Genomic DNA, 26,584 nt, shown 5'->3' with positions numbered 1-26,584 from the left:
ATTTCGAAACTAAATTATGTAAAAATGGACCGATAAAAAAAGAATACTTGTATTTTTGCATACTTTTAACACTATACAACACACAACACATAACACAAATGACAATTTTACTTCTAGGCTCTGGTGGAAGAGAGCATGCATTAGCCTATAAAATGCTAAAAAGCAGTCTGTGCAATCAACTTTTTGTAGCACCCGGAAATGCCGGAACTGCAGCTATAGCAACCAATGTTGCTATCAGCCCAACCGATTTTGAAAGTGTAAAAGCATTGGTTATAAAAGAAAACATCGATATGGTTGTCGTTGGCCCGGAAGATCCGTTGGTTCATGGCATTTATGATTTTTTCAAAAACGACGCTGTGCTAAATCACATTCCGGTTATTGGTCCGTCAAAAGTAGGAGCACAACTGGAAGGAAGTAAGGAATTTGCCAAAGAATTTCTTATCAAGCATAAAATACCAACCGCAGCCTATGACAGTTTTACTTCGGAAACCGTAGAAAAAGGATGCCAATTTTTGGAAACGCTGCAACCACCGTATGTTTTGAAAGCGGATGGATTGGCCGCCGGAAAAGGCGTTTTGATTCTGAATGATTTGGAGGAAGCGAAAACAGAGTTAAGAAATATGTTGGTTCACGCCAAATTTGGAACAGCAAGCTCAAAAGTGGTTATTGAAGAATTTCTCGATGGCATTGAATTGAGTTGCTTTGTTTTGACTGATGGCAAAAATTACAAAATGTTGCCTACTGCCAAAGATTATAAGCGAATCGGAGAAGGTGATACCGGACTAAATACCGGCGGAATGGGAGCAGTTTCTCCTGTACCTTTTGCGGATAAAATTTTATTGGACAAAATAGAAACCCGAATTGTTAAACCAACGGTTGAAGGTTTGCAAAAAGATGGGATTGAATACAAAGGCTTTGTTTTTATCGGATTGATCATTGTCAAAGGCGAGCCAATGGTAATCGAGTACAATGTGAGAATGGGAGATCCGGAAACCGAAGTTGTCATGCCGAGAATCCAATCTGATTTGGTCGAATTATTTCAGGCGGTTGCCCATCAAAAACTGGATGAAGTTTCGTTGGAAATTGACCCAAGAAGCGCAACGACTATCATGGTAGTTTCGGGCGGATATCCGGAAGATTATGGCAAAGGTTTTGAAATTACCGGGATTGAAAAGGTAGAAGGTTCTATTGTTTTTCACGCCGGAACCAAATTGGAAAATGGTAAAGTAGTCACCAGCGGCGGAAGGGTTTTAGCGGTGACTTCTTTTGGAGACAACTTCCGGGAAGCCATAAAAAAATCTTACCAAAATATAGACAAGCTACATTTTGATAAGATGTATTTTAGAAAAGATATTGGCTTTGATCTAACTTAAGAAAGAGTGAGCCGTAGTATCTTGGTTTTCTTCGTTGTTGTCTTGGTGTTTTTTCAATTCCTGACACCAGTAAATGGTGTATTTGCAACAAACCAAAATTAGAAGCCAGCTAACGATATTGGCTAACCACCAATTGCTCAATTCTAATGCACGTAACCAGTCAAATGGTTTGAATAGGAAATCTACAAATAAAGTTTGAATACCTTCAAAAAATGCTCTCATTGTATAAAATGTTATATTTACTGCACAAATGTATAAAATATCCTTATGATAACAAGCATTTTTAAAAAATCGAGCATTCTTAATTATGCCTTGATAATAATTTTATTATTGGGTTCCTTTTTTATATTTCAATCGAGCGATTTTGGAAACAAGTTGGCGCCGGAAAATTTCTCGGGTAACATCATCTTAATCACGCTTTTACTGATTTCATTCTTCCTGGTCAACTTCATTGTCAAGAAAAACGGACTGACTAAAAACAGCAGCTATACCATTTTATTTTTCTTACTGTATTTGTTACTTTTCCCATCGGTTTTTAACAATTCCAATTTGTTGTTTGCCAATTTTTTCCTGTTGTTATCGATGCGAAGATTGATTTCACTCCAAACCTTAAAAGCTCCAAAAGAGAAAATATTCGACGCTTCGATGTGGATTTTTATCGCCAGTTTGTTCCATTTTTGGTGTATCCTTTTTGTGGTTTTGGTTTATATTTCCATCATCTTTCATGTGTCCAGAGACTATAGAAACTGGCTGTTGCCTTTTGTGGCTTTTGTGACCACGGCAGTAGTGTTTTATGGCGCTGCGTTGTTTTTTGACAGGACTTGGATAGACCACATCCTCAACCAATCGCAAATGAATTTTGAACTTGATTATTTTACCAATAATTATCAAAATGCCGCACTCTCCTTCTATGTAGTCATTGCATTGTATTTCCTTTTTTCGATGATTTTTTCCTTGACCAATAGGCCATTAATCTTGCAGGCATCGTATAAGAAAATGATTTTCGGGTTTTTAATCGGAAGTATTGTTTTTATTCTTTCGCCTGATAAAAACAACGCGATGTTGCTGTTTACTTTTTTCCCTTTGGCGGTCATGACAACCAACAATATAGAGTATTCCCAAAACCAAATGTATCAGGAAATTGTATTGTTGTTGCTCATTGCGGGAAGTTTTATTGCCTTTTTTGCTCAGTTATAATTTACTGCCATACGCCAAGTCTCCGGCATCGCCCAATCCCGGAACGATATAGTTTTTCTCGTTGAGTTTTTCGTCTAATGCGGCAACCCAAAGATGACAGTTTTCCGGAAGATTTTTTTCTAAATAGGCTATGCCTTCCGGTGCGGCAATCACCACCGCAATGTGGATTTCTTTTGGTTTTTGTTCCAAATGTAATTTGTGCAAAACTGCCACTATTGATTGGCCTGTGGCTAGCATCGGGTCAATCAGAATCAGGTTTTTATTTTCAAATGACGGTGCGGCCTGGTATTCAACCAAAATATCAAACTTGTCATCGTTGTCATAATGATGGCGATAGGCAGAAACAAATCCGTTTTCGGCATTGTCAAAAATGTTCATGAAACCGGTATGCAAAGCCAATCCGGCACGAAGAATAGAACACAAAACCACATGATCCGCAATCGTAGTGGTGTGTTTGATACCCAATGGCGTTTGTACATCCACATTTTTATATTCCAAAGTCTTGCTCAGTTCGTAGGCCATGATTTCCCCTATGCGTTCGATATTTTTACGAAAACGCATGCTGTCTTTTTGAATCGTAACATCGCGAATTTGGGCCAAAAAATGATTGAGAATGCTATTCTGCTCTGAAATGTAATGAATGTGCATGGACGACTTTAATTTTGTATGTTGAGGTAAAAGTATAAAAAACTATCTTTGCACCCGAGACCTTAAGGTCGAATTTTATGAACCCGAGTCGTCAAGGCGAACGGAACGAAGTCAAATAAAATAAAAATCAACAACTATGTTTTCACAATTTGCATTCCCTATTTTCGAACAAAGTATAAAAGATTACCACGTTATTGATGATGTTTATCAACCAACGTTAAACCCTTACACCAAAGGAACTATTGAGTATTTATTGTATGCTAAAAACTGGGTTGATACCGTGCAATGGCATTATGAAGACATTATCCGTGACCCAAATATTGATCCGGTTGCCGCCTTGGTTTTGAAAAGAAAAATCGATGCTTCGAACCAGGTTCGTACCGATATGGTAGAATATATCGATAGCTATTTTCTACAAAAACACAAGGACGTTCAGGTAAAACCGAATGCTAAAATCAACACCGAAAGTCCGGCCTGGGCCATCGACCGTTTGTCTATTTTGGCTTTGAAAATTTACCACATGAGTGAAGAAGCCAATCGTGCAGAAGCTACAGCAGAACACAGAGCAAAATGCCAGGAGAAATTAAACGTATTGTTGGATCAGAAAAGTGATATGTTTATTTCCATCAATGATTTGTTGACCGATATCGAAAACGGTGACAAATTCATGAAAGTGTACAAACAAATGAAAATGTACAATGACGACGATTTGAATCCGGTATTGTACCAAAACAAAAAATAAATCCCGACAACATTTGTCAAACCCAATTCAACATATAGCCGTCATCCGATTGTCTGCCATGGGCGATGTCGCGATGACGGTTCCTGTTATCAGAGCCTTTGTACAGCAAAATCCCGGCGTGAAACTCACGGTGGTTTCACGGCCTTTTTTCCAACCATTTTTTGACGGAATCCCTAATGTCAATTTCTTTGCCGTTGATGTCAAAGGAAGGCACAATGGGTTTTTTGGCTTAGTCAAATTGTATTCCGATTTGAAAAAGCTGAATGTTGATGCTGTGGCTGATTTACACAATGTATTGCGGTCCAAAATTGTCCGAACCTTTTTCGCTTTAAATGGGAAAAAAATCGCCCATACCGATAAAGGTAGAGCTGATAAAAGAGCATTGACCCGGGCAAAAAACAAAATTTTCGAACCGGTAAAACCAATGGTCGAAAGACACGTTGAGACTTTTAAAGGCCTTGGTTTTTTTGTGGATTTAACCAATCCGATATTTCCCGAAAAAGCAATTTTATCTGAAGAGGTTTTAAAAATTTCAAAGGAAAAGGAAAACCAAAAATGGATTGGCATTGCGCCATTTGCCCAGTACGACAGCAAGGTTTATCCCCTTGATATGATGCAGAAAGTAATCGATGATCTGGCCACAAACCAAGACCATAAAATCTTTCTTTTCGGTGGCGGTAAAAAAGAAATGGAACAGTTAAATACTTTGGCCATCAATAAGGAAAATGCCATTGTCATCGCCGGAAAATTGTCTTTTGAACAGGAACTCCAGTTGATTTCGAATCTTGACATCATGCTTTCGATGGATTCCGGGAATGCCCATATTGCGGCCATGTTAGGTATAAAAGTCATTACACTCTGGGGTGCGACGCATCCTTACGCAGGATTCAAACCGTTCAATCAACCAATGGAAAACTGCTTGGTTTCCGATAGGGAAAAGTTCCCGTTACTGCCAACTTCGGTTTACGGAAATAAAAAAGTAGAAGGTTACGAAAATGCGATGCGAACAATTTCAATAGAGAAAGTAGTGGAAAAAATAAATTCCAATCTCGCCTAAACAAAATTGGAATCCATCATTTCTTAATTTTAGTTTTTAATTACACATCATCATAATCCACATAAATTTCTGCAGATGTCGGATGAGCCTGACAGGTAAGAATTAATCCGTCAGCAATTTCGCCGTCGGTTAAAATGGAGTTCTTTTTCATCTCAGCCGAACCGGTTGTGATTCGCGCCAAACAAGAACTGCAAATACCGCCCTGACAGGAATAAGGCGCATCGATGCCTTGTTTAAGTGCCGCTTCCAAAACGGTTTGTTTTTGTGACATTTCAAAAGTCGTTTCTTCATCATCGACCATCACGGTGATTTTGGTATGGCCGGTGTGGCTTGCTGCTTCAGCGTTTTCAGGTGCTGCAGAAGTAGAGAACAATTCAAATTTGATATTTTTCTCAGGAATGCTGTGTTCCACCAATACATTGGAAACCAAATTGATCATTTCTTCAGGGCCACATAAATAGAACTTGTCGAACTCTTTTTCCTTGTGTTTGTTGTTCAACACAAAATTTACGGTTGACTTGTCAATTCGGCCAAAAAGTTCGTGCTCCACTTTGGCCTGGCTGTATACATAATGCACAAAAAAACGACCGACATATTTCAGCTGAAGCTCGTGCAATTCATTATGGAAAATGGTTTCTTCGGGTGTTTTATTCCCATAAACCAATACAAAAGTACTTTTTGGTTCGCCTTCCAAAACCGATTTTAGAATAGACATTACTGGGGTAATTCCACTTCCTGCTGCAAAAGCCGCATAGTTTTTCAGGTTGGAAAAAGAAGGTTCAAAGACAAATCTTCCTTCGGGATGGCTTACTTCCAAGATATCGCCAACCTTTAGATTGTCATTGGCAAATTTTGAAAAGTGACCACTTTTTACCGACTTAATGGCAATGCGCAATTCACCACTATTAGGTGATGAACAAACCGAATAAGCGCGACGGACTTCCTGTCCGTCAAGCGTCAATTTTAAGTTAACGTATTGACCGGCTGTGAATTGGTAAACAGATTTTAATTCGGCAGGAATGGTAAAAGCAACTGAAATCGCATTAGGAGTTTCGTGTTTTACGTCTTTGATATATAATTTATAAAAAGCGGACATGAAATTTATTTTTTTACTTCGTACTGTTCGATCAAAATTGATCTCGGGTGCAAAGGTAAGAAATAGCAACGATTTCTGACCGAAAGAAACTTTGAAAGTGTGTAACAATTTTCTACATTTAGGAACTAATTTCGAAAACCTAAACCAACTACTATGTTCAAACATTTCATCAAGCTTGAATGGAAATCCTTTAGACGTTCGGCTTCCTTTGGCAGTAATCTGGCACTAAAAATCATTATGGGTTTGGCAGCCCTTTATTTCATTGGCTGTTTTGCTATTCTTGGAACAGCAGTGTTTTTTATCTTAAAAAAAGAAGGGTTAGAACCATTAGTTACGATTAATAAATATTTGATTTATTATGTGCTGATTGATTTGATCATTCGATATTTTCTTCAAAAAATGCCGGTGACCAATATCAGACCTTTGTTGATTTTACCAATTAAGAGAGGTACGATTGTCCATTATTCTCTTGGGAAAACGGTAATCTCTTTTTTCAATGTGTTGCATGCTTTTTTCTTTATACCGTTTACGATAGTATTGTTAGTTCAAGGTTATGGATTCCAAGCGATTTTGTGGTTTTTGGGGATGACCGCGCTGATTTATACTAATAATTTTGTCAATATTTTAGTGAATAGCAAGAACATTGTTTTCTTTAGTGTTCTGACTGTTTTGGCTGGATTCGCAGCCTCACAATACTACAATGTTTTTGACGTTACGGCTTATTCAGTGGGATTCTTCCAAGGCATGTATGACACCATTTATTTGTTTCTGATTCCGATTATTCTCTTAGCCACAACATATTATTTGTCTTTTGACTATTTCAAAACCAGATTAAATCTTGATGATGGTCTGGCCAAGAAAAGCGACTTAGCCACAACAGAAAATTTTACTTGGTTGAATCAGTTTGGAACTTTAGGAACCTTTCTCAAAAATGACATTCGATTACTGAAAAGAAACAAGCGCTCCCGAATGACACTAATCATGAGTGGTATCTTCATTTTCTATGGGTTATTGTTCTTTACCCAAGCCATAGAATCTTACGACAATCCGTGGATGAAAGTCTTTGCCGGTGTCTTTGTTTCGGGTGGATTTTTGTTCACTTTCGGGCAGTTTGTTCCGAGTTGGGACAGCGCTTATTACCAATTAATGATGAGCCAAAATATCCAATACCGCGAATACATCAGTTCGAAATGGTGGCTGATGGTAATTGGAACTTTGATTTCTACCATTTTAGCGTCATTCTATTTGTATTTTGGGCTGCATACTTACTTGATTATTGTGGTTGGTGCTATTTTCAATATTGGTGTCAATTCCCATTTGGTGATGCTTGGTGGTGCTTTTGTAAAAACCCCAATCGATTTAACTACTTCCAAACAAGCTTTCGGCGACAAACAAGCGTTTAACATGAAAACGATGTTGATTTCTTTACCAAAAATGTTGGTTCCCATGGGATTGTATACTTTGGGCTATTACTTATTTTCTCCAAATGTTGGTCTACTATTCGTGGCTGGCGCAGGAGTTTTAGGTTTTGCTTTCAGAAATTATGTTTTCAATCAAATTGAGAAAATATACAAAACCCAAAAGTACGAGACCATCGCAGCTTACAAGCAAAAAAACTAATTACCATTCACTAATTACTAATTACTCGAAAAATGATACAAGTAGCTAATCTTTCAAAAACATACAACAACGGCGTTAAAGTCTTAAACATTTCCCATCTTGAAATTCCGAAAGGGCAAAGCTTTGGGCTGGTTGGAAATAACGGTGCCGGAAAAACCACTTTTTTCAGTTTGCTGCTCGATTTAATTCAGCCAAGCACAGGTTTCATCAAAAACAATACGGTTCAGGTGGATACCAGTGAAGCCTGGAAACCTTTTACGGCAGCGTTTATTGATGAGAGTTTCTTAATAGGCTATTTAACGGCCGAAGAGTATTTCTATTTCATCGGAGATTTGCGCGGTCAAAACAAAGCCGATGTTGATGCCTTATTAAAAAAACACGAAGAATTTTTCAATGGTGAAATTCTGAACAGCCGAAAATACCTCAGGGATTTATCCAAAGGAAATATGAAAAAAGTGGGCATTATTGCTACTTTAATCGGAAATCCGGAAGTGATTATTCTCGACGAACCGTTTGCCAATTTGGATCCGACCACAGTGAATCGTTTGAAAAAAATCATCAAGGAATTAGCGGATGATCCGGATAGAACGATTTTGGTATCGAGTCACGATCTGGTTCATACGGTTGAGGTTTGTAACCGAATTGTGGCCTTGCATTTGGGTGAAGTAGTCAAAGACATTAAGACTTCGCCCGAAACTTTGAAAGAATTGGAAGCATTTTTTGCAGTCTAATTTTTTGCCATATCAAAAAGAAACGTATTTTTACCAGTTAGTTATACTATTTATGACTTTTTCACGTTATTATAAAAATACGTTTCGCTTTGAAAACCAATACAATTAAATATTTTATCTATACCGGATTGCTTGTTTTTTTGATAGCCTGTTCTACCAAAAGAAACACCTTCATTTCCAGAAATTCCCATGCGCTAAGCACTAAATATAACATCCTGTATAATGGCGATATGGCCCTGGATAAAGGTATTGAAGATGTAAAAGCACAAAACAGGGACAACTTTTGGGAAATACTTCCGATTGAAAGAATGCAGGTAACCGAAGACAGAATGTTGCCAGGTGAAAACCGAAACACCAATTTTGAAAGGGCGGAAACCAAAGCCACTAAAGCAATCCAGAAGCATTCGATGAACATTCAGGGTTCAGAGAAAAACCCTCAAATGGATGAAGCGCACTTGCTTTTGGGAAAATCCAGATACTACGAACAACGATTTGTACCGGCATTGGAAGCCTTCAACTATGTGTTGTACAAATACCCGAAAAGCGATAAAATCTACGAAGTAAAAATTTGGCGTGAAAAAACCAATATGCGTTTGGAAAATGATGCGATTGCGGTTAACAATCTGACCAAGCTTCTAAAAGAAATCAAATTCAAAGACCAGGTTTTTGCAGATGCTAATGCAGCATTAGCTCAGGCTTTTTTGAATATGGAAGAAAAAGACAGCGCAGTGGCCAAAATCAAATTGGCTACAGAATTCACCAAATCAAACGAAGAAAAAGCAAGATACCGATTCATATTGGCGCAATTGTATGAGCAGCTAGGTTACAAAGACAGCGCTTATGCAAAATACCAGGAGGTAATCGACATGAACAGAAAAGCGTCAAGATTATACGTGGTTCAGGCGCATGCTAAACAAGCGGGACAGTTTGATTACAAAACAGGCGATACAATTGCCTTTTTAAAAAAATTCAACGACTTGATTGAGGACAGGGAAAACCGCCCATATTTGGATATTTTACACCATCAAATGGGATTGTTCTATGACAAAAAGAACAATTTGGCGCAAGCCAAAAAGCACTACAATATTTCGCTGAAAAAGAAAACACCTCAGGATACTTACATGATTGCCTCCAATTACAGAAACTTGGCAGATATCTATTTTGATTCGGCAAAGTATCTTACTGCAGGAAAATATTTTGACAGTACATTGGTCTATCTGAAACCAAGAACACGTGAATTCAATTTGATAAAAAAGAAAAGAGAAAATCTGGAAGACGTAATCAAATACGAAGCGATAGCGCAAACAAATGACAGCATCATTTCATTGTATACAATGTCGGGCTCAGAGCGAACCGCTTATTTTGAAAAACACATCGAAAAGCTTAAAAAAGAAGAAGCCGAAGCACAAAAATTAGCCGAAAAAGAAGCCAGAATCAAAGAGAATAAGGAAAGAAATGACGGCAAAATTGAGTCGGATGACAAAGGAAATCCTAAAAAAGGAAATGCGCCAAAGGTGCCAACCACAAATACGGCCGGAAAAGAAAGTACTTTTTATTTTTACAATCCGGCAACCGTAGCCTACGGACAAAAGGAATTCCAGAAAACCTGGGGTAAAAGAACCTTGCAGGACAACTGGAGATTAGAATCAGGCTCGGGTAAAAGCAATGAAAAGGATAATGAAGCTGAAGCTGAAAAAGAAGGAGGAAAAGAATCGAAAGAGGTTGTTGTTGAAGAGCGATTCACCCCTGAATTTTATATCAAACAAATACCAACCAATCAAACACTTATAGATAGTTTGAGCAAAGAAAGAAATTTTGCTTATTACCAATTGGGAATTATCTACAAAGAGAAATTCAAGGAATATGAATTGGCTGCAGACAAATTAGAGCGTTTGTTGCAAAACAATCCTGAAGAAAGATTGATCTTGCCATCGATGTATAATTTGTATAAAATCTACGAATTCATGGGCAAGACCAAATTGGCGGAAGCAATGAAAGCCAGAATCATTACATCTTTCCCGGATTCGAGATATGCACAAATCTTAAACAACCCAAATAGCGCCTTAGCGGAAGCCAGTGATTCGCCAAATGTGGTTTATGAAAATCTCTACAAACAATATCAGGATGGCGACTATAAGGAAGTTTTAAAGGCAACGGAAGCAGCAGTTGACCGATTTACAGGAGATGAAATTGTACCAAAATTAGAATTGTTAAAAGCAAACATTGTTGGAAAATTATCCGGCCTTGACGAATATGGTAAAGCCCTGAATTTTGTGGCATTGACTTATCCGAATAGCGAAGAAGGCAAAAGAGCCGAGAAAATGATATCGGTTGATTTGCCAAAATTGCAGGCATTGCAATTGTCAAGCCTTGATTCTAAAAACTGGAAAATATTATACAGTACCAAAGATTTCGAAGATAAAAGCACAAAAGTCCTTAGGGAAAAGATTGCCAAACTGATTAAAGAAAGAGACTTAAGCAGAGTGACAGTTTCTTTGGATATTTATACAATGACCGATAATTTTGTGGTGATTCACGGTATGAATTCGGAAGATTTAGCGACGGGAATTGCTACGATATTAAAAGATTATAAAGATTATAAAGTTCAGGAAGTGCCAATTATCATTTCAACTGAAAACTATACGATTGTTCAGATCAAAAAGAATATAGATGAGTTTTTAGCGGGCAATCTAACAGATAATCCAACCAAACCAAACTGGGACGGAACCTTTGAAAAGCCTGTAGTGCCACAAGAAAAACCGGTTCAAAAACAAGAAGAGCCTAAAAAAGAAATGCAGAAAGTTTTTGATAATGGTAAGTCTCCAAAATTACCGGAAGGGGAAAATGGAAATGAAGGCGGAATGGGATTGCCGCCATCGCCTCAATCACCGAGACCTAAAGGAAAATAAGAAAGTTATGTTTGAGAAAAGTCCAAAATCATATACAGATCTTTTAGGAAAAACCAACAGGATTGTGGAAGGAACAACCATCAATGGTGATATTGTTTCTCCTGCAGATTTCCGTTTGGACGGCCATTTGATTGGTAACTTTCAATCCAAAGGAAAAATCGTGATTGGTCCTGCAGGAAGCGTTAAAGGCGACATTATCTGTAAAAATGCCGATATCGAAGGCGTTTTTGAAGGTAAGATACAAGTCCAGGAAATCCTCAATGTCAAATCAAAATCCCATATCAAAGGTGAGGTGATTTGCGGTAAATTGTCAGTTGAACCCGGAGCAGAATTCAGCGCATCCTGCGTCATGAAACCCCATGTCAAAAACCTTCAAAGCCATGGACAATCCGAAGAAAAAACAGCGTAACAAATGGTTGGCTCTGATTAACATTCCAATCCAAATGGGTGTTATTATCTTCTTGTTTGCCTATTTCGGTCGTTGGCTCGACGAAAAGTATCCCAATACACACAGCGTTTATGTAAAGATTTTAACGATAGTTGGCGTTATTATCGCTTTTTACAATATCAACCGGCAGTTGAAGGAAATTAACAAATCAGATAACGAGTAACATGAATTTAGATAAATTCAAGCATCTTTTTACCCTATTATCATTAGGGATAATTGGTTTTATAGTCCATAAGGCATTGTTCTATTTTTTTGTCCCCAAGGTTTATGAAGAAGGATTTATCTACTCCATTCCTTTGCTGTATTTGTTTTTCTTTTTCTTTTCGGCACAAATGATTTTAATCCTGGAAAAAATCAAACAGACCAACATCAATTCAGTGGGTTACGCCTTTTTATTTATCACTACGATGAAGATGGTAATTGCTTATTTGTTTTTAAAACCAATATTGGCCGCGAACCTGCCAAAAACCCCAACTGAAAAAATGAGTTTTTTTATCATTTTTATTTACTTTTTGACAATAGAAACCTTTGTAATTATCAGAATTTTAAATAATAAACAATAATTCTGTTTTAAATTGATAATTCTATCAAAAAAAATAAAACATATACTTTTTAATATTAATTAATATTGTACTTTTGCACCAAATTTGAAAAACGTTAATTAAGTTAATTATCAGATATGGTGATTTCAAGAAAACCACTCCAATTTATATTAGCTGCTTTAGTGGCTTGTCTTCCTCTATTTAGTGCTGCAAATCCAACCGGTGACACAACTGCTGTTGCTGCTGAAACCGCTCATGCTGTTGAGGCTAAAGGACACGGTCATGAAGCTGAAACGGCAAATTTAACCGAAGAGCAAAAAGCAGATTTAGAAAGAAAAGCATACATTAAGCACCACTTGATGGATTCTCACGATTTTTCACTCTTTACCTATGGAGGAGAAGAGCATCCGACACATGTGGGTTTCCCTTTACCGGTAATTCTATGGGATGGTGGGTTACATGTTTTCTCTTCTTCCAAATTTCACCACGGAGAAGCGGTAGCCGAATCAAACGGGAACTATTACAGAATAAACCACCACGATGGTTTAGTTTACAAAACAGATGCTGAAGGAACTTTCACAGAAGACGCCAAAGGTCATGTGACCAATGCAAAACCAATTGACTTTTCTATCACCAAAAGCGTTTTGATGATTTTGATTGTTGGAATAATGATGTTCTTCTTGTTCAGAGGATTGGGTAAATCATATAAGAAAAACGGATCTATTGCTACTGGAGCAGGAAGATTCTTTGAGCCAATCGTTCTTTATATCAGAGATGATATTGCTATTCCAAACATTGGAGAGAAACATTATAAAAAATACATGAGCTTTTTATTGACCATCTTCTTCTTTATTTGGTTCTTAAATATGTTCGGTTTGACTCCGCTTGGAGTAAACATCACAGGTAACCTTGCAATTACAGCTTCATTGGCTTTAATTACTTATTTGATTACTACCTTTACCGCTAAGAAAGATTATTGGGGACATATCTTCTGGATGCCAGGAGTGCCGGTGCCAATGAAGTTTATTTTGGCTCCCATCGAATTGTTGGGAACTATTATCAAACCATTCTCATTGATGATTCGTTTGTACGCGAATATGGTAGCGGGACACATTGTATTAATGAGTTTGATTGCCTTGATGTACACATTTAATAGCCCAATCGGAAGTCCGTTATCGTTCTTCCTGGCGTTTGTATTGTCATTATTAGAAATTTTGGTGGCATTATTACAGGCTTATATTTTCACGATGTTGGCAGCGCTTTATTTCGGAGCGGCTGTAGAAGAGCATCACCACGATGAGCATCATGAAGCGGCTCATCATTAATAAACTGAATGTTTAATTAAATATATATACATTATGGAAATTCCTAAAATTATTGGAGCAGGATTAGTAGTAATCGGAGCTGGTATTGGTATCGGAAGAATTGGTGGTTCAGCAATGGACGCTATCGCTCGTCAACCAGAAGCTACTGGTAAAATCCAAACAGCTATGCTTATTGCAGCTGCGCTTATTGAAGGTATTGGTTTCGCTGCTTTATTTGCAGTAAACTAAAAAAACAAACAAAAGCTATAACGGTTGGTTGTAGCTTTTGTTTAACTATTAAACATCATTAAAATTAAAGATATAATATAATGGAAGAATTATTTGGACAGTTTTCATTGGGTTTGTTCATCATGCAAACAGTATTGTTCCTTGGACTTATTTTCCTTTTGAAAAAATTTGCCTGGAAACCTATTCTTGACGCAGTTAATGAAAGAGAAGAAGGTATTAAAAATGCTTTACTTTCTGCAGAAAGTGCTAAAAAGGAAATGCAAAATCTAAAATCAGATAATGAGAAATTATTAGCTGAAGCAAGATTAGAGCGTGACTCTATGATTAAGGAAGCTCGTGAAATTAAAGAAAAAATGATCAACGATGCTAAAACTGAAGCACAAACAGCCGGTCAAAAAATGATCGAGCAGGCAAAAGCTTCTATCGAAAGCGAGAAAAATGCCGCTTTGGCTGAATTGAAATCTCAGGTTTCTTCTTTGTCATTAGACATCGCTGAAAAATTATTAAAAGATGAATTATCTAACAAAGAAGCTCAAACCAAATTGGTTGAGAAAATGTTAGGTGACGTAAAATTAAATTAATCTTATGTCTAGAGCTGCGATTAGATACGCGAAAGCAATTTTAGAAACTGCGGTTTCAAGCGGAAACGCTGCTAAAGTAAACGACGACATGTTGTCAATCGTTGCTTCGGTAGACGGAAGCGCTGAACTAAGCCAATTTCTATCAAGCCCAATCATTTCTTCAGAAGTGAAGATGAGCGCTTTGAAAGAAGTTTTTGCCAATGTTCAGTCAGAAACCAATTCTCTATTCAGATTGCTTCAGGAAAACAAAAGATTTGAAATATTAGAAGCAGTTGCTGCTCAGTTCAATACATTATTTGATGAAATGAATGGTGTTGAAGTGGCCAAAGTAACTACAGCTTTCCCAATCACTGCCGATTTGCAAAGTAAAGTATTGGCTAAAGTGGCTGAGATTTCAAATAAAAAAGTAACTATCGAAAACATCGTAGATCCGGCCATCATCGGTGGATTTATTTTGAGAATAGGGGACAAACAATACAACGCTTCTGTGGCCAACAGACTGCAGGAATTAAGAAGAGAATTTAGTAATTAATTACCATTAAAGATATATCAAAATGGCGGAAATTAAAGCTGCTGAAATTTCAGCAATATTAAAAAAACAATTAGAAGGATTTCAATCTGGTGCTACTTTAGAAGAAGTTGGATCAGTACTTCAGGTAGGTGATGGTATCGCTCGTGTGTATGGTTTATCAAACGCACAATACGGTGAGTTAGTACAATTCGAAAACGGATTAGAAGCTATCGTTTTGAACTTAGAAGAAGACAATGTGGGTGTTGTACTTTTAGGACCATCAACAGGTATTAAAGAAGGTTCAATCGTAAAAAGAACACAACGTATCGCTTCTTTGAAAGTAGGTGAGCAAATCGTAGGTCGTGTAGTAAACACACTAGGTGAGCCAATCGACGGTAAAGGACCAATCGGTGGAGAGTTATACGAAATGCCATTGGAAAGAAAAGCTCCTGGAGTTATCTTCCGTCAACCGGTAACTGAGCCGTTACAAACAGGTATCAAGTCAATCGACGCGATGATTCCTGTAGGTAGAGGTCAACGTGAGTTGGTTATTGGTGACCGTCAAACAGGAAAAACAACGGTTTGTATCGATACTATCTTGAATCAAAAAGAATTCTATGATGCTGGGCAACCAGTATTCTGTATCTATGTTGCTGTTGGGCAAAAAGCTTCTACAGTAGCAGGTATTGCAAAAACATTAGAAGAAAAAGGCGCTATGGCTTACACGGTAATCGTTGCAGCTAACGCTTCAGATCCTGCTCCAATGCAGGTATATGCTCCAATGGCAGGTGCTGCTATCGGAGAGTATTTCAGAGATTCAGGTCGTCCGGCTTTGATTATCTATGATGATTTATCAAAACAAGCTGTTGCTTACCGTGAGGTGTCTTTGTTGTTAAGAAGACCACCGGGACGTGAGGCTTATCCTGGAGACGTATTCTACTTACACAGCCGTTTATTGGAAAGAGCTTGTAAAGTGATTGCGGATGACGATATTGCAAAAAACATGAATGACTTACCGGATACCTTGAAACCAATCGTAAAAGGTGGCGGTTCATTAACAGCTTTACCAATCATTGAAACACAAGCGGGAGACGTTTCTGCGTACATCCCAACCAACGTAATTTCGATTACTGACGGACAGATTTTCTTGGATGGTGATTTATTCAACTCTGGGGTTCGTCCGGCAATTAACGTAGGTATTTCGGTATCACGTGTTGGAGGTAACGCTCAAATTAAATCAATGAAGAAAGTAGCAGGTACATTGAAATTAGACCAGGCACAATTCCGTGAATTGGAAGCGTTCGCTAAATTCGGTTCTGACTTGGATGCGGTTACTTTAAACGTAATTGAAAAAGGTAGAAGAAACGTTGAAATCTTGAAACAAGCCGTAAATGATCCTTATACTGTTGAAGATCAGGTAGCAATCATCTACGCTGGTTCTAAAAACTTGTTGAGAAGCGTTCCTGTAAACAAAGTAAAAGAATTCGAAAGAGACTTTATCGAGTACTTGAACAACAAACACAGAGATGTTTTAAATGCTTTAAAAGCCGGTAAGTTAGATGATAACATTACTGATGTTTTAGAGAAAACGGCTAAAGAAATTTCAGCGAAATATAACTAAGAATTATTTTAAATTTTGAATTATAAATTTTAAATGGTCTCCATAATTTATAATTCAGAATTTATAATTTAAAATAATATAAATGGCAAACTTAAAGGAAATCCGTAATAGAATTACTTCCGTTCAGTCGACGATGCAGATTACATCGGCGATGAAAATGGTTTCTGCCGCAAAGTTGAAAAAAGCACAAGATGCCATTACAGCGATGCGACCTTATGCCGAAAAATTAACGGAATTATTACAAAGCGTTAGTGCTACTTTAGATGGAGATGCCGGTGGACAATACACTACACAACGCGAAGTAAACAAAGTGTTGGTTGTAGCGATTACTTCAAACCGTGGTTTGTGTGGTGCTTTTAACACTAACGTAATCAAGCAGGCAAAAGTGGTTGCTGATGGTTACGCCGGAAAACAAGTAGACTTTTTTGCCATCGGTAAAAAAGGAAACGATTTTTTCAGAAAATCAAATACGGTAATCGAAAATAAAAGCGAAGTATTTGATGACTTGACTTTTGATAATGTTGCCGAAATCGCTAACGTTTTGACTGAGAAATTCGTTTCGGGTGAATACGACAAAATCGAAATCGTTTACAACCAATTCAAAAATGCAGCAACTCAAATCGTTCAGACAGAGCAATTCCTGCCATTAGCGCCAATCGCTTCCGACAAGCCTGTTTCAACCGGAGATTACATTTTTGAACCTTCAAAAGAAGAAATTGTATTGACTTTGATTCCAAAATCATTGAAAACACAATTGTACAAATCAGTTCGCGATTCATTCGCTGCTGAACACGGAGCGCGTATGACGGCAATGCACAAAGCAACAGACAACGCAACCGAATTGAGAAACCAATTGAAGTTAACTTATAATAAAGCGCGTCAGGCAGCAATTACTAACGAGATCTTAGAGATTGTAGGAGGAGCAGAGGCATTGAAGGGTTAATTTTCAAAACAATATTTTTACAAAAAGAGTCAACAGGAGTTGGCTCTTTTTTATTTGGAAAATATCCAATTTAAAACGGTATCGATAAGGATAATTTTATATTTTTATAGATTAATAGTAACTTTTTACTAATTAATACGTACAATCCTAGCAACCAAAAAACATCCAAATGGGTACAGAAAGTTTTAATTGGAAAAGTCTTTTCATAAACGAAGACGAGAACCAAACTAAAAATGAAGAAGTTAAATCAACTTCGTTTCCTCAAACCAATAAATTTCCAGACGCAGGAACAAATTCAAATCCCGTAGGCATCAATTCCAATCCTTTCTTAGGAGAAGTTTTGGAAGTTTATCAAAAAGGATTTGAAGGATTAAATGCGGAAGGATTTGATTTCTTTGAATTGTATAAATCGGTAAACGCTGTTGGAGTTACCAATCCACAGAGTTACCAAATGGCATTTACCATGGGTAAAACCATTAATCCTAATCTGACCAAAGAGTTTCTTATTGACAAGGCAAAGTATTATACAGCCGAAATTGAAAAAGTCTACGAGAAATATAACATCACAGGCAACAGCAAGAAATCTGATTTAAATTTAAAGATTAATGAAGAGAAGAATAACTTGTCTAAAAGCATAACCGATTTAGAAGCTCAAATTGCCAAACTTCAAAAGGAATTAGAAGCTAAAAGAATGGAATTGAGCAGAATTGACAACGATAATGCACAAGAATTTTCAGAACTTCAATTAAAAATAGAAGCGAATAATATCGCCAAACAGAAAATTCAGGACTCGATAAATATAGTTGTAACAGGAATCAATCAATACTTGTAAGATGACAAACAAATACGAACAGGAGAAAAGTACTTTATTAGAATTACCGATATTAAAACACTTTGATGAGTCAAAAGGCGAAATTGCCTTAAACGCAAATACCTTAAAAAAAGGAGAAAAGGGCCTGTTCTGGGCTTTAGCCTTAGCCTTAATGGGCGTTGGAGGTTATTTAATTTGGACTTATATCATTCCGCCATTATTTACCATGTTAGGTCAGGTTGTTGCATTATCAGCAACCGCAGTGTTCCTTATTTTTTTGGTGATGATGTTTCCGGTGATTATGAAAGGACTTCGTTTTGCTACCAAAAATCTTCACAAAGCTTTAATCCAAAGCAATCCGTTCAATGAATTGGAAGAACAAAAGGAGAAAATGCTCAAAAACCGTGAAGTTTTTAAAAATACCAAAACAAAACTAAAAGGACTTAAAAACGAAATGGAAATTGAAGCCTCTAAGTCAGAAAAAGAAGCCAAAGAATTCCAGGAAGAAGTTTTGAGTTTGCAACGCCAATCTGAAAAATTGAAATCAGCCATGGATGAAATGGTAAAAGTCAATGGCATTGCGGCCAAAGACACCGATGAATATGTTGCACTTCAAAGTGAATTGGCCAAAAAACTGAGTGATTCCCAAAGGGTTTCAAATCAATACGAACAAAGCAAAAGTTTTATCCAAAAATATGGGGTAAGAGCTAATGTTTTGGGTAAAATGGACAGAAAGCTGACACTTGCCGGTACAGCCATTGACATTAAGATAGCCGATTTTGACACCACGATTACCATGTTGCGAAAAGAATATGAGTTTGCTAAAAACGCTAAAGCCGCAACGGAAAGTGCCAAAAGCGCGATGATGTTTACCAAAGACTGGGAATTGGAATACGCTTTAGAAGTTGTGACTTCAACCATCGCACAGGATATCGCCAGAACTTCGGAAAACCTTATCGATATCGATGCGTTAACCTCTAAATATTCTGTGGATAATGACGAATTGTATTCGCGTTTGGATTCGTTGGCAGATGAAATAAAAACGGGAGACAACACGATTCCGGATTCTACAAAATACACAAGTCCGAATTACAAAATGTCTAAGGAAGACAAACAAAACGCTGGTGGTTTCGGCGATATTTTTTAACAAAAAATCAAAACTAATTTTTAAATAAAATGGGAAAAATTTTAAGAACAACTAAGCTAACAACTTTATCAGAATTACTTATTGTTATTGTTGGAATTGGGGGAATTTTAGGCGCAATTTATTTCTTATCTCCGGGTCTGAGAACAGCCGTTTCCAAGCAGTTGACAGGAATTGAACTTAACAATACCGACGTAAATAACGTAACCAACGCAGAGAAAATCGCATTGCCTTCTAAAGATGTTTCAACAGAAGTTGCGGACAAACCATTAGTGAGAATTGCAGGTTACGCCTGGAACGGACAATCAGGTATGATTGTGGCCAATGGTGGACCAAAAACAACCAAAGGTTCTTTGATGGAAAAAAATGGGGTTAACCTTGAACTTATCCGTCAGGACTGGTTGTCGGAATTGCGTAACATGCAAATGAAATTCATCGAAGAATTTGATGGCGGAACAGCTTTCCCAAGCTCAGATAAAAGTGCATTTGCCATCATGATTATGGGTGATGGTGCACCTTTCTATATCAGTTCGGCACAAAAAGCGCTCGACGAAAAATATGGAAAAGACAAATACCATTTACAAGTAATGGGTGTAGTTGGAATGAGCTACGGTGAAGATAAATTGATTGGCCCGCCAAGTTGGAAATCAAACCCGAAAAGCATGAAAGGCGCTGTGATTTCTACCGTTTTAGGTGATGGTGACTGGGTAACTACGGTTAACTATTGTTTTGCGAACGGTTTAAAAGTGAACCCTGATCCAACGACTTATGATGCAGATGCAGTAAATATCTATCCATCAGAAAATGATGATTATATCAAATCGGCAGAAGAGCTAATCAAATCTCAAACTACCGGTTGGACAGTTTCTTTGAAAGAAGTTTCAAATGGTAGACTAACCGGAAAATCTGTAAACAGAAAAATCGATGGTTGTGCTACCTGGACTCCTGGAGATAAATTGGTTTTTGACAAGCTTTCAGGTTTTGTGGATATTGTTTCTACCAAAGAATTCAACAATCAAATGCCAACAACCGTTATTGGTGTAAAGGAATGGGCTGAAAAAAATCCTCAAATCGTTACCAATATCCTTAAGTCGGCATTGACCGCTTCAAACCAAATGAAGAACTATGAAGATTGGCGAGTACGCGCTTCTGAAGCTGTAGCCGAAACTTTCAAAATGGAAACACCAAAATACTGGTATGATATGTTCAAAGGCCAACAAGGCACTAAAAATGGTTTAACCTACAACATGGGTGGATCAAAAGTATTCAACTATGCTGACGGAATGCAATATTTCGGAATGACCGATGGGGTGAACCGATACAAATCAGTTTATAACCAAGTTGGAACCTATTTAACCGAATTGAACCCATTTGGATTCAATGAAAATGTTGGAAGAGTTGTTCCTTACGAAGAAGCAGTGAATCTTTTCTTTATGAAAAACATCAACGACATTGAGTCTACCGCTGCTGATAAAGCAGATTATACCACTCAGGCTACTGAAGTAATGGCTTCGGGAGAATGGAAAATCAACTTTACTTCGGGAAGCTCAACGATTCAAAACAATTCAAGTAAAGACTTAGAAAAAATCTATAACCTTTTGGTTCAGGCTGAAAATTCTAAACTAACCATTGTGGGTCACACCGATAATGTTGGTGGTGATGCGGCTAACGTTCCTTTGTCAAGAAGCAGAGCACAAGCAGTAGTTGATTATTTGAAACAAAAAGGAATTCCTGAAAATCGTTTCCAATTGATTGACGGAAAAGGAGCAGCTGAGCCAATTGCTGATAATTCAACAGAGTCAGGGAAAGCCAAAAACAGAAGAGTTGTAATCACATTCCTGAAATAATAATAAAAGCAAAAAGCTGTCAGCAATGACAGCTTTTTTATCTCTTGATATGCTAAAACTAATCACGCCGTTTGAAAAAATTGCCAAATCCCAAAAGACCATCATTTTGGTGGCTTGGATTGCAGTTTTGCTCTTGATTTGGTTCTTCGGAACTTCGGGCCAAAAACATCTTTTTCCTTCACCATCACAAGTGTTGGAAGGATTCAGCGGATTGTATAACGAAGGATTGGTCGTGCACATTTTTAATTCATTAAAATTGTGTTTTATTTCCATCTTCTTAGCCACAACCATTGCGCTATTGTTTGCTTACAGCTGGCCGATTCCGTTGTTAAAACCGGTTTCGGAATTTGTAACCAAATTTAGATTCCTTCCGTTTACCGGATTGTCATTCTATATCACATTGGTAATCCATGATGCAAGGAATATGCAGATTTGGATTATGGTTATCTTCCTGACGACTTTCCTGACGACCTCACTTATCGCGGTCATCAGAGATATTCCCGAAGAAGAATTTGACCATGCCAAAACCTTAAAATGCAACCGTTGGGAAGTCCTTTGGCAAGTCATAGTATTAGGCCGAATCGACTACGTCATTGATGTGATTCGTCAAAACTTAGCCATTACCTGGATGATGTTGGTTACCGTTGAATCGATTGTTGTGGCATCCGGAGGTTTAGGATTTCTAATCAAAAACTCTGATAAATTCATGAATCACGGAAGGATTATCGCCTTGCAGATCATCATTCTTTTAATAGGATTATTGTTAGACTGGGGAATCAATTTTTTAAGAAAAGCACTTTTTAGATATTCAAAAATATAACCTATGGATTTTTCATTTAAAGAGACAATATTATATGTTGAAAATCTGAGCGTTGCTTATGATGATACTATTATCATTAAAGACATCAATTTAACCGAGAAAGACGTGGTTCGAAACGGAGTTCATGCCACAGGGCAGATTATCGCTTTTGTCGGTAGATCAGGTCGCGGCAAATCCACTTTTTTCAAAGCCTTGACCGGATTGGTTCCGTTGCATACCGGTAAAATTTTAATCAAGGATTTCGAAAGTAAGGATCCGGCGGCTGCCAAAATAGCCAAAGAAGGCGATATCGGATTGGTGAATCAGAAATACACGCTTTTCAGGCATAAAACCGTAAAGCAAACACTCAAATATGCTTTGAGAAAAAGCCCGCTTTCAGAAATTGAAAAAGAGGACAAAATCAAAAACTATATCCACAAATGGGGATTAGAAACCTGTGCCGACAAATACCCGAATGAACTTTCGGGGGGCCAACGCCAAAGAACTGCGATTATCGAACAGCTTTTTTCATCGGAAAAATTTATTGTGCTCGACGAACCTTTTTCGGGATTGGATGTGGGCAATATTGAAGAAGTAAAAGAATCGTTTGACTTGTTGTGCAGCTTGTCAGAATTCAATACCGTGATTTTTTCTACCCATGATATCGAGTTGGCTTTGCAATTGGCACAATCCATTTATGTGATTGGTCACCCAACCATCAACGGAGACAAGAAAGATTACGGAACCATAGTTGCCCAATATGATTTAAGGGAAATGGGCTTGGCCTGGAAAGAAGTGGGAGAAAAACATGATAAACTTTATGATGAGATTGTCAAGCAAATGATGAATTCTTAACCTTATTATCCATTGAAAAAAAACAATCCAATGTCGTTTTTGGAAGATTCCTTTCTGCTGATAAAAGAATACCTTGAAGCTGAAATGAATCCGAAGAAAGTCTTTTTTGATGAAAAATTCATCCAGCAGCTGAAGGAAGAAACTGCTTCCATTCTATCATTGTGCAATACACTGAATGCGGATGAAAAGACCATCAGGACATTGAATAATTTGGTAAATTACAATACGACTAAAAAGATTCAATTCCAAGCGGAACACTTTTTCCTTTCTGATTTGATTGCGGTTTACAATCAGCAATTGCAACGGGAAGATGAAAAATCACGTTTTGTTTTGGCCTATTATTTTGATGTGTTGAAGAATCATCAGTTTGCCGATGCCAATGCGATTCAGACCTTGAATAAGCTGGTCACGAATCCCGATTTTAAAACCAATCTGGACAATATCAGAAAAAACAACAGCCTGGTTTCTGTTGACAATAAAATCAACCAAAGCTTTCTGATTACGGCTTTGACACAAACCAAAAGCAATAAACTTCAGGAAACACTCAATATCATTAATAATTTTGCTAAGCTGGCTTTTAACCTAAGTTTTGACAAAGAAGCGCTGGATCAAATTGTCGCTACAGCCAAAACCACAGAAAAAAACAGCGCAGTAAATGATCTTCCGGAAAATGATTCACTCGAAAAAGTACTCGAAGAATTGCACCAGCTGGTCGGTTTAGAGAAAGTAAAAAATGATGTCAAAGAGTTAATTAATCTTTTGGAAATCCAAAAAAGGCGAGATTCGGAAGGACTTAAAAACATAGATATCACTTTGCATACCGTATTTCTTGGACCTCCGGGAACCGGAAAAACTTCCGTGGCAAGATTGCTCAGCAGAGTATACAAACACTTAGGGTTTTTATCCAAAGGACAACTCTATGAAACCGATCGCGAAGGAATGGTCGCAGGTTATGTTGGGCAAACCGCAACCAAAGTGGATAAGGTAGTTGAGGAAAGCCTTGGCGGCGTACTTTTTATAGACGAAGCTTACGCGCTGACGCAAAACCTGATGGGCAATGATTATGGTTCGGAAGCGATTAATACGCTGCTCAAGAGAATGGAAGACCATCGCGATGATTTATCGGTTGTGGTTGCCGGATATACGGAACCGATGAAAATATTTGTCGAATCCAATCCGGGATTGCGTTCCCGTTTTAACCGTTATTTTTACTTTGATCACTTTACGGCTGAACAACTGTACCAGATTTTTGAAGCTTTCTGCAGGAATGCCGATTTTGTCATAGACGAAAGCGCTAAAGAAAAACTGGGAGATACTTTTGACCTTTTGGTTGATAAAAAAGATGACAGCTTCGGAAACGCCAGAGTCGTGCGCAACCTGTTTGAAAAATGTGTTCAAAACCAGGCGAATCGAATCATTAAATTGGCAAAAATTTCTAAGAAAACACTAAAAACCTTTACCGAAGAAGACATTCCCGAACCTAAGGAAACACAGGAACAGGTATCGTTTTCTATCGATAAGGAGTAAGCATATAAATTCAAAAGAGTCAATAAACGTTGGCTCTTTTTTTATTACTTTTAAATTAAAATTGAACCCATGGAAATCAGAGAACTTATCACTGTTGCCGAAATGGCGGCACAACTCGAAACCATGCATGAGTTGTATCCGAATATGACGCTGGAAAAATACCAATCTTATTTGGAAGAAATGGTGCCAAGAGATTACAAACAAGTGGCGGTTTTTGAAAATGAGATTTGCCTCGGCCTTACCGGTTATTGGTACGGAACCAAACTCTGGTCGGGGAAATATATTGAGATCGACAACTTCGTGGTCAGGACACAAAGCCGTTCCCGCGGCATCGGCAAAATGATTTGCGACTATATAGACCAGAAAGCCAAAGATTTAAATTGCTCCATGATTGTGCTTGATGCTTTTACCGGAAACTTCCCGGCGCACCGTTTTTACTACAATCAGGGTTTTGGCCCTAAAGGTTTTCATTTCGTTAAAATTTTAGACGAAAACGGCCTGACATAAACCAAAGAAATGGTTACTTTTGTTTTTATTCAAAATCCATATTGAACTACTTTGAGTTTATACAAAAATCTTTTTAAGCAAACCCTTATTTATGGACTGGCGACCGTTATTCCGAGGTTAATCAGCTTTATCCTGAATCCGATTTATGTGATGTATTTGCCGGATAAAAGCAAGATGGGCGAAGTATCGGTTATCTTTTCTTATTTGGTTTTTTTCAATGTGGTATTGTCTTACGGAATGGAAACCTCTTTTTTTCGATTTTATAATGCAGAAGAAAACGACAAGAAAAAAGTCATTTCAACATCTACGATTTCACTGTTTTGGTCGTCCATAGGATTTTTGGTTTTAGGATTGCTCTTCCGGAATACATTGGCAAGTTGGTCTGATATCAAGGTAGAATACATAACCTATACGGTTTGGATTTTAACGCTGGATGCGTTGGCCATTATTCCGTTTTCCAAACTTCGCGCCGAGCGTAAACCCATGAAATATGCTTCTATAAAAATTGGAAATGTGTCTATCAGTTTGATATTGACACTATTCTTCCTGGCCATTTTGCCCAAATTGGCGACCCAGAATCCGGATGGTTTTTTCAGCATGATTTATATTGAAAACTATCAGATAGGCTATATTTTTATTTCATTTATCGTGGCGAGTTTGGCTACGTTCCTGGTGTTGATTCCGAATTACACCAAAATTTCCTGGACATTTGACAAAGTGCTGTGGAAAAAAATGATGCAATACGGACTACCGATTTTATTTGCCGGAATTGCCTTTGCCATCAACGAACATTTTGATAAAATCCTGTTGGATTGGATGAATGTGCCTTTGTCTGATATAGGTGCTTATTCGGCCTGCTATAAAATAGGCATGTTTATGGTACTTTTCAGAACGGCCTATACTTTGGGAATTGAACCGTTCTTTTTTAGCCATGCGGCGAATGAAAATGCCCAACAAACCTATGCTACAATTACCAAGTATTTTGTGATTTTTGGTTCTTTCATTTCCCTGTTTGTGATTGTATTTGTCGATTTATTAAAGCATCCGATTGTGCCGGATGATAAATATTGGGATGCAATTAAAGTCGTTCCGCTGATTGTTTTTGCTAATTTTTTCCTTGGCATTTATACGAATCTTTCGGTTTGGTACAAATTGATTGACAAGACCAGAATCGGCGCTTATATTTCTATTGTCGGCGCGATAATTACATTGGCATTAAATTTCATGCTAATCCCATCTATGAGTTATTATGGTTCGGCCATTGCCACTATTGCAGCTTATGGAAGCATGATGTATATCTCTTATGAACTGGGACAAAAGCACTATCCGATTCCGTATGATTTTAAAAAGATTTTCGGTTATATGGGATTGTCGATATTATTCTCGGGGATTTCATTTTACATCCCGGTTTTAAGGGAAAATTATCTTTTAAAAATAGTGTTGCTATCGCTATTTTTATATTTCATTTACCACAACGAAAAAGAAACCTTACTTCGAATAATTAAAAGAAAAGCAAAATAAA

27 protein-coding genes are annotated in these 26,584 nt (G+C 37.6%); 24 read left to right on the top strand and 3 right to left on the bottom strand.

The genetic code is table 11. From position 1 onward, the window contains the following. Positions 1-98: 98 nt before the first annotated feature. Positions 99-1,373, top strand: a complete 1,275-nt coding sequence (gene purD / locus P1K33_RS00985) for a phosphoribosylamine--glycine ligase (protein WP_284650976.1) — start codon at positions 99-101, stop codon at positions 1,371-1,373. Here purD and P1K33_RS00980 read toward each other — a convergent pair. Next, a complete protein-coding gene (locus P1K33_RS00980) occupies positions 1,365-1,595 on the bottom strand; it encodes a DUF6341 family protein (protein WP_284650975.1) in 231 nt (76 codons plus the stop codon). The two genes, purD and P1K33_RS00980, sit on opposite strands and share 9 nt — an antisense overlap. Positions 1,596-1,640: 45 nt before the next feature. Here P1K33_RS00980 and P1K33_RS00975 point away from each other — a divergent pair, with 45 nt between their 5' ends. Continuing rightward, positions 1,641-2,570, top strand: a complete 930-nt coding sequence (locus P1K33_RS00975; RefSeq protein WP_284650974.1) for a DUF6427 family protein — start codon at positions 1,641-1,643, stop codon at positions 2,568-2,570. Here P1K33_RS00975 and upp read toward each other — a convergent pair. Next, on the bottom strand, positions 2,565-3,218 hold the full coding sequence (upp, locus tag P1K33_RS00970) for a uracil phosphoribosyltransferase (protein WP_284650973.1): 654 nt from the start codon (positions 3,216-3,218) through the stop codon (positions 2,565-2,567). The two genes, P1K33_RS00975 and upp, sit on opposite strands and share 6 nt — an antisense overlap. A 136-nt stretch (positions 3,219-3,354) precedes the next feature. Between upp and P1K33_RS00965 the strand changes: the two genes are divergently transcribed. After that, a complete protein-coding gene (locus tag P1K33_RS00965) occupies positions 3,355-3,960 on the top strand; it encodes a DUF4254 domain-containing protein (protein WP_284650972.1) in 606 nt (201 codons plus the stop codon). 58 nt (positions 3,961-4,018) lie between these two features. Then, a complete protein-coding gene (locus P1K33_RS00960) occupies positions 4,019-5,017 on the top strand; it encodes a glycosyltransferase family 9 protein (RefSeq protein ID WP_284651195.1) in 999 nt (332 codons plus the stop codon). 40 nt (positions 5,018-5,057) lie between these two features. On the opposite strand, the gene P1K33_RS00955 is transcribed toward P1K33_RS00960, so the two are convergent. After that, complete coding sequence (locus tag P1K33_RS00955; RefSeq protein WP_284650971.1) at positions 5,058-6,113, bottom strand: ferredoxin--NADP reductase; 1,056 nt, start codon at positions 6,111-6,113, stop codon at positions 5,058-5,060. 153 nt (positions 6,114-6,266) lie between these two features. Here P1K33_RS00955 and P1K33_RS00950 point away from each other — a divergent pair, with 153 nt between their 5' ends. The 20 genes from P1K33_RS00950 to P1K33_RS00855 all read left to right on the top strand — a co-directional run bounded on the left by P1K33_RS00950 (position 6,267) and on the right by P1K33_RS00855 (position 26,583). Continuing rightward, positions 6,267-7,733, top strand: a complete 1,467-nt coding sequence (locus P1K33_RS00950) for a DUF5687 family protein (protein WP_284650970.1) — start codon at positions 6,267-6,269, stop codon at positions 7,731-7,733. 32 nt (positions 7,734-7,765) lie between these two features. Beyond that, entirely contained in the window at positions 7,766-8,464 is a 699-nt protein-coding gene (locus P1K33_RS00945; RefSeq protein ID WP_284650969.1) for an ABC transporter ATP-binding protein, read from the top strand. An 89-nt stretch (positions 8,465-8,553) separates the two neighbouring features. Beyond that, the gene (gene porW, locus P1K33_RS00940) at positions 8,554-11,373 is read left to right on the top strand and encodes a type IX secretion system periplasmic lipoprotein PorW/SprE (protein WP_284650968.1); all 2,820 of its coding nucleotides are present in this window, start codon (positions 8,554-8,556) and stop codon (positions 11,371-11,373) included. Positions 11,374-11,380: 7 nt separating this feature from the next. Then, entirely contained in the window at positions 11,381-11,782 is a 402-nt protein-coding gene (locus P1K33_RS00935; RefSeq protein WP_284650967.1) for a bactofilin family protein, read from the top strand. Beyond that, positions 11,733-11,984 (top strand): AtpZ/AtpI family protein, encoded by a 252-nt coding sequence (locus tag P1K33_RS00930; protein WP_284650966.1) that lies wholly within the window; start codon positions 11,733-11,735, stop codon positions 11,982-11,984. Before P1K33_RS00935 ends, P1K33_RS00930 begins: the two co-directional genes overlap by 50 nt. Before the next feature lies 1 nt (position 11,985). After that, positions 11,986-12,384 (top strand): hypothetical protein, encoded by a 399-nt coding sequence (locus P1K33_RS00925; protein ID WP_284650965.1) that lies wholly within the window; start codon positions 11,986-11,988, stop codon positions 12,382-12,384. Between the two features lie 116 nt (positions 12,385-12,500). Then, positions 12,501-13,688, top strand: a complete 1,188-nt coding sequence (gene atpB / locus P1K33_RS00920) for a F0F1 ATP synthase subunit A (RefSeq protein WP_284650964.1) — start codon at positions 12,501-12,503, stop codon at positions 13,686-13,688. A 33-nt stretch (positions 13,689-13,721) separates the two neighbouring features. Beyond that, complete coding sequence (gene atpE, locus P1K33_RS00915; protein WP_103805844.1) at positions 13,722-13,916, top strand: ATP synthase F0 subunit C; 195 nt, start codon at positions 13,722-13,724, stop codon at positions 13,914-13,916. Between the two features lie 80 nt (positions 13,917-13,996). After that, the gene (locus P1K33_RS00910) at positions 13,997-14,497 is read left to right on the top strand and encodes a F0F1 ATP synthase subunit B (protein WP_284650963.1); all 501 of its coding nucleotides are present in this window, start codon (positions 13,997-13,999) and stop codon (positions 14,495-14,497) included. Positions 14,498-14,501: 4 nt separating this feature from the next. Beyond that, entirely contained in the window at positions 14,502-15,029 is a 528-nt protein-coding gene (atpH, locus tag P1K33_RS00905) for an ATP synthase F1 subunit delta (protein WP_284650962.1), read from the top strand. 22 nt (positions 15,030-15,051) lie between these two features. Further along, positions 15,052-16,629 carry a F0F1 ATP synthase subunit alpha gene (atpA, locus tag P1K33_RS00900; protein WP_284650961.1) on the top strand — a complete coding sequence of 526 codons (1,578 nt, stop codon included), beginning with the start codon at positions 15,052-15,054 and terminating at the stop codon, positions 16,627-16,629. A gap of 82 nt (positions 16,630-16,711) precedes the next feature. After that, positions 16,712-17,572, top strand: coding sequence for an ATP synthase F1 subunit gamma (gene atpG / locus P1K33_RS00895; protein ID WP_284650960.1), 861 nt, complete (start codon positions 16,712-16,714; stop codon positions 17,570-17,572). A 169-nt stretch (positions 17,573-17,741) separates the two neighbouring features. Then, positions 17,742-18,404, top strand: a complete 663-nt coding sequence (locus P1K33_RS00890) for a hypothetical protein (protein ID WP_284650959.1) — start codon at positions 17,742-17,744, stop codon at positions 18,402-18,404. 1 nt (position 18,405) lies between these two features. Continuing rightward, positions 18,406-19,530, top strand: a complete 1,125-nt coding sequence (locus P1K33_RS00885) for a coiled-coil domain-containing protein (protein ID WP_284650958.1) — start codon at positions 18,406-18,408, stop codon at positions 19,528-19,530. A gap of 29 nt (positions 19,531-19,559) precedes the next feature. After that, positions 19,560-21,374: an OmpA family protein gene (locus P1K33_RS00880; RefSeq protein WP_284650957.1), complete on the top strand. Its 1,815-nt coding sequence runs from the start codon at positions 19,560-19,562 to the stop codon at positions 21,372-21,374. Between the two features lie 25 nt (positions 21,375-21,399). Further along, positions 21,400-22,194, top strand: a complete 795-nt coding sequence (locus tag P1K33_RS00875; protein ID WP_284650956.1) for an ABC transporter permease — start codon at positions 21,400-21,402, stop codon at positions 22,192-22,194. Between the two features lie 3 nt (positions 22,195-22,197). Then, positions 22,198-23,028: an ATP-binding cassette domain-containing protein gene (locus P1K33_RS00870; RefSeq protein WP_284650955.1), complete on the top strand. Its 831-nt coding sequence runs from the start codon at positions 22,198-22,200 to the stop codon at positions 23,026-23,028. A gap of 12 nt (positions 23,029-23,040) precedes the next feature. After that, positions 23,041-24,555, top strand: coding sequence for an AAA family ATPase (locus P1K33_RS00865; protein WP_284650954.1), 1,515 nt, complete (start codon positions 23,041-23,043; stop codon positions 24,553-24,555). Positions 24,556-24,624: 69 nt separating this feature from the next. Then, positions 24,625-25,062 carry a GNAT family N-acetyltransferase gene (locus P1K33_RS00860; RefSeq protein WP_284650953.1) on the top strand — a complete coding sequence of 146 codons (438 nt, stop codon included), beginning with the start codon at positions 24,625-24,627 and terminating at the stop codon, positions 25,060-25,062. A 51-nt stretch (positions 25,063-25,113) separates the two neighbouring features. After that, the gene (locus tag P1K33_RS00855; RefSeq protein ID WP_284650952.1) at positions 25,114-26,583 is read left to right on the top strand and encodes a lipopolysaccharide biosynthesis protein; all 1,470 of its coding nucleotides are present in this window, start codon (positions 25,114-25,116) and stop codon (positions 26,581-26,583) included. Position 26,584 lies beyond the last annotated feature (1 nt).

Origin of the sequence: Flavobacterium terrisoli (assembly GCF_030167905.1) — a bacterium.
Taxonomy (GTDB): Bacteria; Bacteroidota; Bacteroidia; order Flavobacteriales; family Flavobacteriaceae; genus Flavobacterium; species Flavobacterium terrisoli.
Note: the sequence above shows the minus strand (reverse complement) of the source record. Positions and strands in the feature narration are given on the sequence as shown.

Excerpts from the sequence above, each read along its gene's own strand:
- P1K33_RS00960 (WP_284651195.1), top strand. The coding sequence starts at position 4,019 with ATGGGCGATGTCGCGATGACGGTTCCTGTTATCAGAGCCTTTGTACAG.
- P1K33_RS00875 (WP_284650956.1), top strand. The coding sequence starts at position 21,400 with ATGACAGCTTTTTTATCTCTTGATATGCTAAAACTAATCACGCCGTTT.
- P1K33_RS00930 (WP_284650966.1), top strand. The coding sequence starts at position 11,733 with ATGTCAAAAACCTTCAAAGCCATGGACAATCCGAAGAAAAAACAGCGT.
- P1K33_RS00955 (WP_284650971.1), bottom strand. The coding sequence starts at position 6,113 with ATGTCCGCTTTTTATAAATTATATATCAAAGACGTAAAACACGAAACT.
- P1K33_RS00935 (WP_284650967.1), top strand. The coding sequence starts at position 11,381 with ATGTTTGAGAAAAGTCCAAAATCATATACAGATCTTTTAGGAAAAACC.
- P1K33_RS00945 (WP_284650969.1), top strand. The coding sequence starts at position 7,766 with ATGATACAAGTAGCTAATCTTTCAAAAACATACAACAACGGCGTTAAA.
- P1K33_RS00885 (WP_284650958.1), top strand. The coding sequence starts at position 18,406 with ATGACAAACAAATACGAACAGGAGAAAAGTACTTTATTAGAATTACCG.
- P1K33_RS00870 (WP_284650955.1), top strand. The coding sequence starts at position 22,198 with ATGGATTTTTCATTTAAAGAGACAATATTATATGTTGAAAATCTGAGC.
- atpH (WP_284650962.1), top strand. The coding sequence starts at position 14,502 with ATGTCTAGAGCTGCGATTAGATACGCGAAAGCAATTTTAGAAACTGCG.
- atpB (WP_284650964.1), top strand. The coding sequence starts at position 12,501 with ATGGTGATTTCAAGAAAACCACTCCAATTTATATTAGCTGCTTTAGTG.
- P1K33_RS00950 (WP_284650970.1), top strand. The coding sequence starts at position 6,267 with ATGTTCAAACATTTCATCAAGCTTGAATGGAAATCCTTTAGACGTTCG.
- atpE (WP_103805844.1), top strand. The coding sequence starts at position 13,722 with ATGGAAATTCCTAAAATTATTGGAGCAGGATTAGTAGTAATCGGAGCT.
- upp (WP_284650973.1), bottom strand. The coding sequence starts at position 3,218 with ATGCACATTCATTACATTTCAGAGCAGAATAGCATTCTCAATCATTTT.
- P1K33_RS00965 (WP_284650972.1), top strand. The coding sequence starts at position 3,355 with ATGTTTTCACAATTTGCATTCCCTATTTTCGAACAAAGTATAAAAGAT.
- purD (WP_284650976.1), top strand. The coding sequence starts at position 99 with ATGACAATTTTACTTCTAGGCTCTGGTGGAAGAGAGCATGCATTAGCC.
- P1K33_RS00890 (WP_284650959.1), top strand. The coding sequence starts at position 17,742 with ATGGGTACAGAAAGTTTTAATTGGAAAAGTCTTTTCATAAACGAAGAC.
- P1K33_RS00860 (WP_284650953.1), top strand. The coding sequence starts at position 24,625 with ATGGAAATCAGAGAACTTATCACTGTTGCCGAAATGGCGGCACAACTC.
- P1K33_RS00880 (WP_284650957.1), top strand. The coding sequence starts at position 19,560 with ATGGGAAAAATTTTAAGAACAACTAAGCTAACAACTTTATCAGAATTA.
- atpA (WP_284650961.1), top strand. The coding sequence starts at position 15,052 with ATGGCGGAAATTAAAGCTGCTGAAATTTCAGCAATATTAAAAAAACAA.
- P1K33_RS00925 (WP_284650965.1), top strand. The coding sequence starts at position 11,986 with ATGAATTTAGATAAATTCAAGCATCTTTTTACCCTATTATCATTAGGG.
- P1K33_RS00980 (WP_284650975.1), bottom strand. The coding sequence starts at position 1,595 with ATGAGAGCATTTTTTGAAGGTATTCAAACTTTATTTGTAGATTTCCTA.
- atpG (WP_284650960.1), top strand. The coding sequence starts at position 16,712 with ATGGCAAACTTAAAGGAAATCCGTAATAGAATTACTTCCGTTCAGTCG.
- P1K33_RS00975 (WP_284650974.1), top strand. The coding sequence starts at position 1,641 with ATGATAACAAGCATTTTTAAAAAATCGAGCATTCTTAATTATGCCTTG.
- P1K33_RS00910 (WP_284650963.1), top strand. The coding sequence starts at position 13,997 with ATGGAAGAATTATTTGGACAGTTTTCATTGGGTTTGTTCATCATGCAA.